Raw genomic sequence first — 8,123 nt, 5'->3', positions numbered from 1 at the left:
TGTAGTGGCACACTAATTTTGGCCACCTAAATAGAGGTGATATTATTGCCTCGTAGATGACTTTAGGTGAAAACATGAGAGCAACAACCAGAAAAACATTTAGTGCTGAATTCAAACTTGAAGCAGCCCAATTAGTCCTCGATAAAAACCATAGCATCATCGAAGCTGCAAAGGCGATGAACGTAGGTAAGTCCACTATGGATAAATGGGTGAGACAGTTAAAACTAGAACGCCAGGGTGGCACACCAAAAGCATCTCCGATTACCCCTGAACAAATTGAAATCCGTGAGCTGAAGAAGCAAATAGCTCGTCTTGAGGAGCACAATCTTATCCTAAAAAAGGCTACCGCTCTCTTGATGTCAGACTCGATGAACAATTTACGCTAATCAGCGCACTCAAGCAGAGCCACTCTATTCTCACAATTTGTAATGCATTCAAAGTGCATCGAAGTAGCTATAAGTATTGGCTAAAAAGAAAAGAACATATTGATACAGACTTTACTATTTTATGCAGTGAAGTGAAGGCCGCACATCGTATTAGTCATGGCTCTGCCGGTGCGCGAACGATAGCGCAATTAGTGACTAACAAAGGGATTGGTCTCAGTCGTTATCGAGCCCGTAATTTAATGAAAAAGCTTGGGTTATTAAGCTGTCAGCAGCCTAAGCATTCTTATCGGAAAGCGACACAAGAGCATGTTGCAATCCCCAATACGCTTAATCGACAGTTTGCAGTAACTCAACCAGATCAAGTGTGGTGTGGCGACGTGACGTATGTTTGGGTCGGTAATCGCTGGGCCTATCTAGCCGTTGTTTTAGACTTATTTTCCCGCAAACCTGTTGGATGGGCTTTGTCATTATCACCAGATAGTGAGCTGACCTGTAAAGCTTTGAAAATGGCATTTGAGTTAAGGGGTAAGCCTGAGAATGTGATATATCACAGCGATCAAGGTTCGCATTACACGAGCTTGAAATTCAGACAATTAATATGGCGTCTTCAGATTGAGCAAAGTATGAGTCGTCGCGGGAATTGTTGGGATAACGCACCAATGGAGCGTTTCTTTAGAAGTTTGAAATCTGAGTGGATACCCGCCAGTGGTTATGGGAATTTTACTGAAGCAGATAAAGAGATCACAAATTACATCACTGGATATTACAGTGAGACCAGACCCCATCAATATAATGGTGGGTTAACGCCAAATGAGTCAGAACGTTTATATTGGAATGACTCTAAAACCGTGGCCAATTTTACTTGACCACTACAGTCATAGATGGTAGAGCGTGAGAGTCCAGTTAACTGAATAACGCTAACAAGTCTAATAATTGAATAGCTAGGAGTTGCATCAAACATAGTCACCTCTTTTATATGTAAATGTGTGAGGTCACTATAAGTAGTCTTAAAATAATAAATAAGGGGGCGAATGGATGGAAATCACTCCCCCAATCAATCAAGGATTTGATTTAAAAGAGATTTACATCACCCTAACTTTTTTTTCGTAAAATAAGCTCAGCATATTTTGTATTATCCACTGAAAATTTATGGTCATTGAAGTATGTGATTAATAGAGAACTTACTTTTGACATGTCCTCAGGTTTGATGTGTCTGCCATGTAACGCAAACGCTTGTACCAAAAAGGGGAAATTACAATCTGGATTAGCATTATCGTTGACCGATAGATCTCTAATATTATTACCCTTAGGGTTTGGGATTAGGAAATGAGCTGCAGTAACAGCTTTTTTACCAGTGTATCCTATTGTATGTCCTATTTTTGCAGCCAGATCCTTGGATGTGATTGTTGATTTACAATTATTTGAGAAAAGTTGATAACCTAACGCTGCTAATTGATCAAGATCACTCTGCTTGCGCAAATCCTTTGGAATGTAGTAAGGACTATCATGGGGGATAGAATCCAGATCATTGTGTATAAAATTGAGAATGTCTGACTCATAGACGGCTAATGAATCGAAGGTAACATCAATCCCAACGATGTCATTTAGCGTACTATTATCTTTAGCCCAATAATCAACGGTTTTATTGGTGAATAGGATTTCACCACAAGAGGTGGATTTCAGGACGGTACGAGAAATTGGTTTGTCATCAATCATCTGAATATTAGACTTTTGACTTCGGCGAGTTTCTACTGCTAAATTCAATTCACCATTGGAGTCAAAAATCATGATTAAATCTAATTTATTGATTCTTATGTTTTTGTGTGTAAGAAAAATGGATAGTTCATTTGCTCCTAGACAACCGTAGCTGACACCCTTTATGAGTTGGACATCAGTGATTTTTTGAAGATCTTTTTCAAACTGTTGTTCCTTATCCCTTTTAGCAACACAGTAAGGAATGAAAGGCCTAACTTCCTTTGAATTTTTTATTTTTCCTTGTATCCATTTAAGTAGATCATCACTAGCGCGTTTAATAACCCATGCATTCTTATTATCAGGCACTCTGAAAAATATCGGCCTATCCTTATCCATCAAAAATTTTATGACAGAGGCTGTACTTTTATTCAAATTGACTGACGATAGCTGAACCACCCTTTCCATAGACTTATATCCTTAACTGTCTGCTATTTTTGCTACTAATAGCAGAAATAGCAAACAAGGTCCCTGTGTGTCAACCTAAGCCTGAGCCAACTGATTTTGAGATAACATATAAATCAGGGCACTCAGGAGAACGAAAATACCGAAATCAGCCACTACAGCCGATCCCAAGGTTGAGCCAATAACCGAGGTGGAAAAGCGGGGACGCAGAGTAAACATGAAGAAATCACTGAATGCAGTAAGGCTAACTTGTTGAATGGATGTTTTGACTAGGCAAAGAGTTAACAATGCTAAACTTGATGGCAACACAGACGAGAGCTTAAATTCAAAAGTGTAATAAACACAAACACCCCAGTCTTAGGTTTTAAGCAAACAAGTTCACTTTAGTGATTTTCATTTTTAACTTATATAAAAGCCAAGAGGGCCCCATTTAGCCCTTCTTAAGCGATAACCATTCCAACCCCTGCTCTGCAAAGGCAAATAATCTATCGCTATAACCTTGAGAGATCACACTGCGGATGATCTCAGGGTCAATATTCAAATGATCATGTACCAGTGCATTACGCAGGCATATCACTTTACGCCAGTCATTTAACTCATCGGCTGGTTGTGCACCTCGTTGACACAGGATCTCAAATGCTTGGTAAGCATCCTGCGGACTATATCCAGCCAGTGCTTTAGCCCAATGTTTTGCAATGCCAATACAAGCTTCAATAGAGACCTGTAGTATTCGCTCTGCTGCTCGATATTCGAGATTAGATAAGGAACGCTGACTAAGTAATTGACGTAACTCTCCAAACTCGGCTTGGTACTGGCTAAGGCTTAAACTCAATGACGTGATATAGGCATTATCCAAAATAATAAAGTGGCTTGGGGCTGAATAATCGAGTTCCATTTGCGACATAATGCGAGACTTTTCTTGCATTCTTCGACCTTCATCTCGACTAAAGATAAGTTTGTTGGCATTAATGATTCCGAAAGCCAGAGGGATAGGTGCTAGATTGATATCGACAACGGAAAGCTTCCCTTCGGCTAGCCCCAATGCCCTTTGCCAATCCATAGCGAGCAGTTCGGCTCTAATACGAGTATCAAGCACACTGTCCGCCTTTACCGGGTCGAATGCGACGGCTAAATCCCAATCGCTATGCTCGCTAGCATTTCCTTTCGCCTGCGAACCATAAAGCCATAATACCGCCACCTCAGAATGGCTTGCAGCTAAAGCGTTTAGTTGGTGCAAATGCTGGTTCTGGTCAATAGTCATTGGCTTGGCTTTAGGTTAGTCATGAAGTAAGAGTAACAACCCTGAGTCGGACTTAACAGGTTAGATTCGTTTGTCACGTCCCCTAACCTTTTGACTCAGGGAGATAATCTCTATTCGGACTTACAGGTCATGCCCCTAATTTTCTTGAAGTAGCTGTTACTGACAAAGAGCCAACTGCTGCAGTGGCAATATGGTTGCTCCACCACTCCATTAACTTGGTCCGTCGCTCTAGGTAGGTCGTGCGATTATAGGCACTGCGGATTTGGTTTTTATCAACATGAGCTAACGCTGCCTCAATAACATCACCATCAAAGCCTTGCTCGTTTAAGGTAGTACTCGCCAGTGAGCGTAAACCATGCCCCGTTGTTCTTCCCTTTAATCCCATTCGCCCTAATGCTTTGTTGATGGTTTCAGGATCTGTGTGCTTTTTAGGATCTTTAGATGATGGAAAGACAAATTGGCTCTGTTCACTAATCGGCTTAACAGTTTCGAGTATCGCGAGAGCATGCTCTGTAAGCGGGATAATATGCTCACGATTCATTTTCATGCGTGATTCAGGAATAGTCCAAAGCTTGGCATCAAAATCGATTTCTTCCCAACGGGCTCCGGCCGCTTCATTTGGCCTGGTCATTGTGTGCAATTGCCATTCAATCAAACACCGGGTCGTTAACAATAAATTGGCGTTTGCAATGGTCTGCAACAACTCAGCTAGCTCTGCTGGTTTTAATGCCTTCAGATGCTCCACTTTGCTTTTTCTAAAAACTTCTCGAATACCTGACAACGGATTGGCATGAATGTAACCAGAGTTAACCGAATAGTTCATGATTTCATTCAGCAACTGAGCGGTACGCTTAACCGTTTCAAGATGCCCCTTTTGCTCTAGGGGCTTGAGCGCGGCAATGGCTATAGGAGCCGTGAGTCTGCTAATCGCAATACTCCCCAGTTTAGGGAAGGCATACAGCTCAAGCTTGCGCCAATTGCCTTCGATGGTTTTAGGCTTAATGCTTCCCTGCTTTGAGTCCATCCACATTTGCGCAATATGCTTGAGAGTTTGAGCGTTCTCTGTTGCTGCTTTTAATTTGTTTTCAACTTTAAGTAATTGAGGGTCGATGCCTTCGGCCAAGTTTTTTCGCGCTTCTAGCGCTTTATCTCGCGCCTCAGCTAAGGATACGTCAGGATATGAGCCTAAACCAAAATAGGTGGGGTTGCTGGTGGAGGGACGTATGTATCTAAATTCCCACGTTTTCCCTGCAGTGCGCACATAGAGATAGAGATTGCCACCATCTGACAATCTATAGGGCTTTGCTTCCGCTTTAGCATTGAGCACCGCTTTTGCAGTCAGCTTATTTGTACTCCTTCCCATACCGTTCTACCCCCTCAAATTAAGCCCCAAAGTAATGCTTGATTTTGGCATTATTTCGCACTCTAAAATCAAGCATTACTTATCACTGAATAAATTCAGATAAATCAGGATATTGCCAAGTTAAATCTGGGCTATAAAATCGAGAAAATCAAGTGAAAAAACGGCATAAAAAATGGGTATTTTTTGATGTGAAAAGTAATGCCAAAATTTGCCAAATTTCCTTGGCATTACTTTTGGCATTACTAAAGATTTCGGATACTGTAGGATGGCATTAAACAATATCGGATTGTAAGCTTTTGATTTTTATGAAAAGCAGATAAGAAAAAAGACGCCCTAGGACGTCTTTAAACTTGAATTTGGCGGTGAGAGAGGGAGTCGAACCCTCGATACGTTACCGTATACACACTTTCCAGGCGTGCTCCTTCGGCCACTCGGACACCTCACCATATGTCGATTTATGTTAGCGTGGTTAATCTTTCACGTTTAATAATCGCTAGCGATTTCATATAGCCTTGCCGAGAGGCTTTCATCGTTAACGGAGCGGTACTGTACGCAAAAGCCTAAAGGGGGTCAAGTAAAAAAGACTCAGTTTCAGGCGGTTGCACAATTGCTAAACAAACCGCCGTGATTAACAGAATCTTTTCACCGTTTTATACCATTAATTGACGGTAAATTTGTGTACTTCTTTTGACATTAAATTCGCGTCAAACGTCAGGGCTTTGGTCAGTTCCCTAAGCTCATCGGAGATCCTTTGGGTATTGAGGTAAATCTCACTGATCTTCAATGCATTACGGTTTACGTCTTCGGATACGGCCGATTGCTCGTGGGTTGCGGTGGCAATTTGCTCGGCCTCGCTGTGCCCCGCCATCACATCTTGCTCCATGGCGTGAGTACATACATCCATTTGCGCCACGGCTTGTTGCAGTTTCGCGCCACTGGAACGCACATGCAGGATCACCTTTTCAAAATCACTCATCATGTCGTTAAAGGCGATGGCAAGTTCACCGAACTCGTCCGAGCTTGTTTGAGTCAAACGTACGCTTAAATCGTAATGTTTGCGGGCTTGCGTAATGGTCGAATACAAGTGATGCACGCTGTCGTGCAAGTAGCGGATCACGGATAAACTCAATATCAACACTATCGCCAATACTGAGATTAAGGTCGCGAGCACTAAGAACATTTTTTCATTTGCTAAGGATAATCTTTCATGGATGGTATTGAATAAATCTGCCGAGACTTGCTGTTCAAACTCACGTCATAGCTCAATCCGTACGGTTGATTTACTGAACCAATCTTCGGGACTTTGTTGCTGGATTTTTTGATTGTCTTGTTCAAATGCAAGCTGACGTAACAACTCAACATCGTGCATTGCCGCAGAACTCTGCAAACGATTAAATGCCGCTAACAAATCTGAGTCTGCTAATGCTAAGAACCGTTGTTGATAGGTATTTTGCTCCGAAACTAAGGTAATAAATTTAGCGTAAACCTTAGGCTTAAATCCGGCTTGGCCGAAGGTTGAACTTAACACCGCCCTTTCTATCCCCGCCCTCTCCTTTAATTGCAAAAAAGCACTAAAGGCAGCAGCTTTGATGGCGATTTCTTGGTTGGCACCCGTTTTTGCGGTTTCATCGACTATCGCCAGTAGTAACTTATTTAACTCAGTGTAATAGGCGACTTCGTCGGCGACGCTGATACTTAAACTGCCCACCTGTGAGCGAATTGAATTTAATCGCCCTAACTGTGAATTAAGTTCCTTAAGTTCAGGAGCAAATATTGCTGATTGAGACTAAGCTGCGTATCCGTTAACTGTCTTTGGCTTGGTATTTTACTGGCGAAGGCTTTTCCTGCTGAGCCGATAAATCCTGCACTCATTCCGCGCTCTTTTTGTAATTCGTGCACTAAGATTTGGCTTTTCGGGTAAGGTAAACCGCGGGATAAACTTGATAAACATCAAACGAGTCACTGATAAAAACAAAAAAACGCACGGGATAAACTCCAATGCGTTTCGTAAAAAGAAGGAAAAACTCAATTCTGCGGGGTAATACGACTCTAGCTAAAGAGCTGCGGGAATAATCCCTTTACACCTGCCGCAATCACTTCAATACCTATAGATAGCATCAACAGCCCCATAAGACGAGTAATGACGTTAATCCCCGTCTTACCCAAAATCTTATAGATGACGGATGCCATTCTAAACAAGCCAAAACTCACTAAACCAAACACAATCACAGTAATGAACATCGCAATGATGTTCGACAATGAATTATGCTCGGCGGCAAAGACGATCACCGAACTGATAGCACCAGGTCCGGCCATCAGTGGTAAAGCCAAAGGCACAACCGCCACCGACTCCATCGCCGAAGATTCGCGGTCTTCCTCTTGGTTGCGCTTCACTTCACCTAATTTACCTTGCAACATCGACATCGCAATAATGGCGATCAGACTACCACCCGCGATCCTAAAGGCAGATAACGAAATGCTGAACATATTCAGAATGTGCTGACCCGCCACAATCGTGACTAAGAGGATCACCACAACCGCAAAGTTAGCCACTTTACCCGTGTGATTTCGCTCAGCTTCAGTTTGATGGCTGGTTAAGCTCACAAACACAGGCAACAACCCGACCGGATTGATGATGGCAACTAGGCCAAGAAAAAATTTAACGTAAAGAGTTAACTCCAAGTTGCTATCCTTATGTGCGTGTCACGCCGTCTTCATCAAAATTTGCTTGAGGGCAAGTATAGTATCTCAAGCGCTATTGACTGAAAAATGAGATTTTTGAGGTTAAATCACAACTTCGAATAATATTTAGTTATCGAAGTCGATGCATTTTCAACGCAATTTTAAACAAACAAGTTACCCTAAGTGTAGTTTTATTACATAAAAGCCCGATATTGTCGGTGGTGTCACACTTTCAATGCGGCTTTAGGTGTAATTTTCTACCATAAAGAAGATT

Annotated in this window: 6 protein-coding genes, 1 tRNA gene and 1 pseudogene; 1 reads left to right on the top strand and 7 read right to left on the bottom strand. The window is 42.1% G+C overall.

Features of this window, described 5'->3' with window-relative positions:
- Nucleotides 1-74: 74 nt before the first annotated feature.
- A protein-coding gene (locus BM607_RS04540) for an IS3-like element ISSba5 family transposase (RefSeq protein WP_087486472.1) occupies nucleotides 75-1,252 on the top strand; the annotation gives its coding sequence in 2 pieces (ribosomal slippage) (nucleotides 75-333 and nucleotides 333-1,252; 1,179 coding nt in all).
- Here the strand turns inward: BM607_RS04540 and BM607_RS21770 are convergent.
- From BM607_RS21770 to BM607_RS04505, 7 genes and pseudogenes are all read right to left on the bottom strand, one after another.
- Nucleotides 1,171-1,347: an AlpA family phage regulatory protein gene (locus BM607_RS21770; RefSeq protein ID WP_140393418.1), complete on the bottom strand. Its 177-nt coding sequence runs from the start codon at nucleotides 1,345-1,347 to the stop codon at nucleotides 1,171-1,173. The genes BM607_RS04540 and BM607_RS21770 overlap by 82 nt on opposite strands.
- Nucleotides 1,348-1,478: 131 nt before the next feature.
- Entirely contained in the window at nucleotides 1,479-2,546 is a 1,068-nt protein-coding gene (locus BM607_RS04535; protein ID WP_071939731.1) for a hypothetical protein, read from the bottom strand.
- A 427-nt stretch (nucleotides 2,547-2,973) separates the two neighbouring features.
- Nucleotides 2,974-3,804 carry a HepT-like ribonuclease domain-containing protein gene (locus BM607_RS04530; protein ID WP_083548616.1) on the bottom strand — a complete coding sequence of 277 codons (831 nt, stop codon included), beginning with the start codon at nucleotides 3,802-3,804 and terminating at the stop codon, nucleotides 2,974-2,976.
- A 127-nt stretch (nucleotides 3,805-3,931) separates the two neighbouring features.
- Nucleotides 3,932-5,167, bottom strand: a complete 1,236-nt coding sequence (locus BM607_RS04525; protein WP_071939730.1) for a tyrosine-type recombinase/integrase — start codon at nucleotides 5,165-5,167, stop codon at nucleotides 3,932-3,934.
- 357 nt (nucleotides 5,168-5,524) lie between these two features.
- A tRNA-Ser gene (locus BM607_RS04520) sits at nucleotides 5,525-5,612 on the bottom strand.
- Between the two features lie 213 nt (nucleotides 5,613-5,825).
- Nucleotides 5,826-7,069 (bottom strand): annotated as a pseudogene (locus BM607_RS22280) (methyl-accepting chemotaxis protein); the annotation flags it as partial.
- A 147-nt stretch (nucleotides 7,070-7,216) separates the two neighbouring features.
- Nucleotides 7,217-7,849 (bottom strand): YchE family NAAT transporter, encoded by a 633-nt coding sequence (locus BM607_RS04505; protein WP_006086441.1) that lies wholly within the window; start codon nucleotides 7,847-7,849, stop codon nucleotides 7,217-7,219.
- Nucleotides 7,850-8,123: the final 274 nt, after the last annotated feature.

Origin of the sequence: Shewanella sp. SACH, from assembly GCF_001887095.2 — a bacterium.
In the GTDB taxonomy this organism is placed as follows: domain Bacteria; phylum Pseudomonadota; class Gammaproteobacteria; order Enterobacterales; family Shewanellaceae; genus Shewanella; species Shewanella baltica.
Note: the sequence above shows the minus strand (reverse complement) of the source record. Positions and strands in the feature narration are given on the sequence as shown.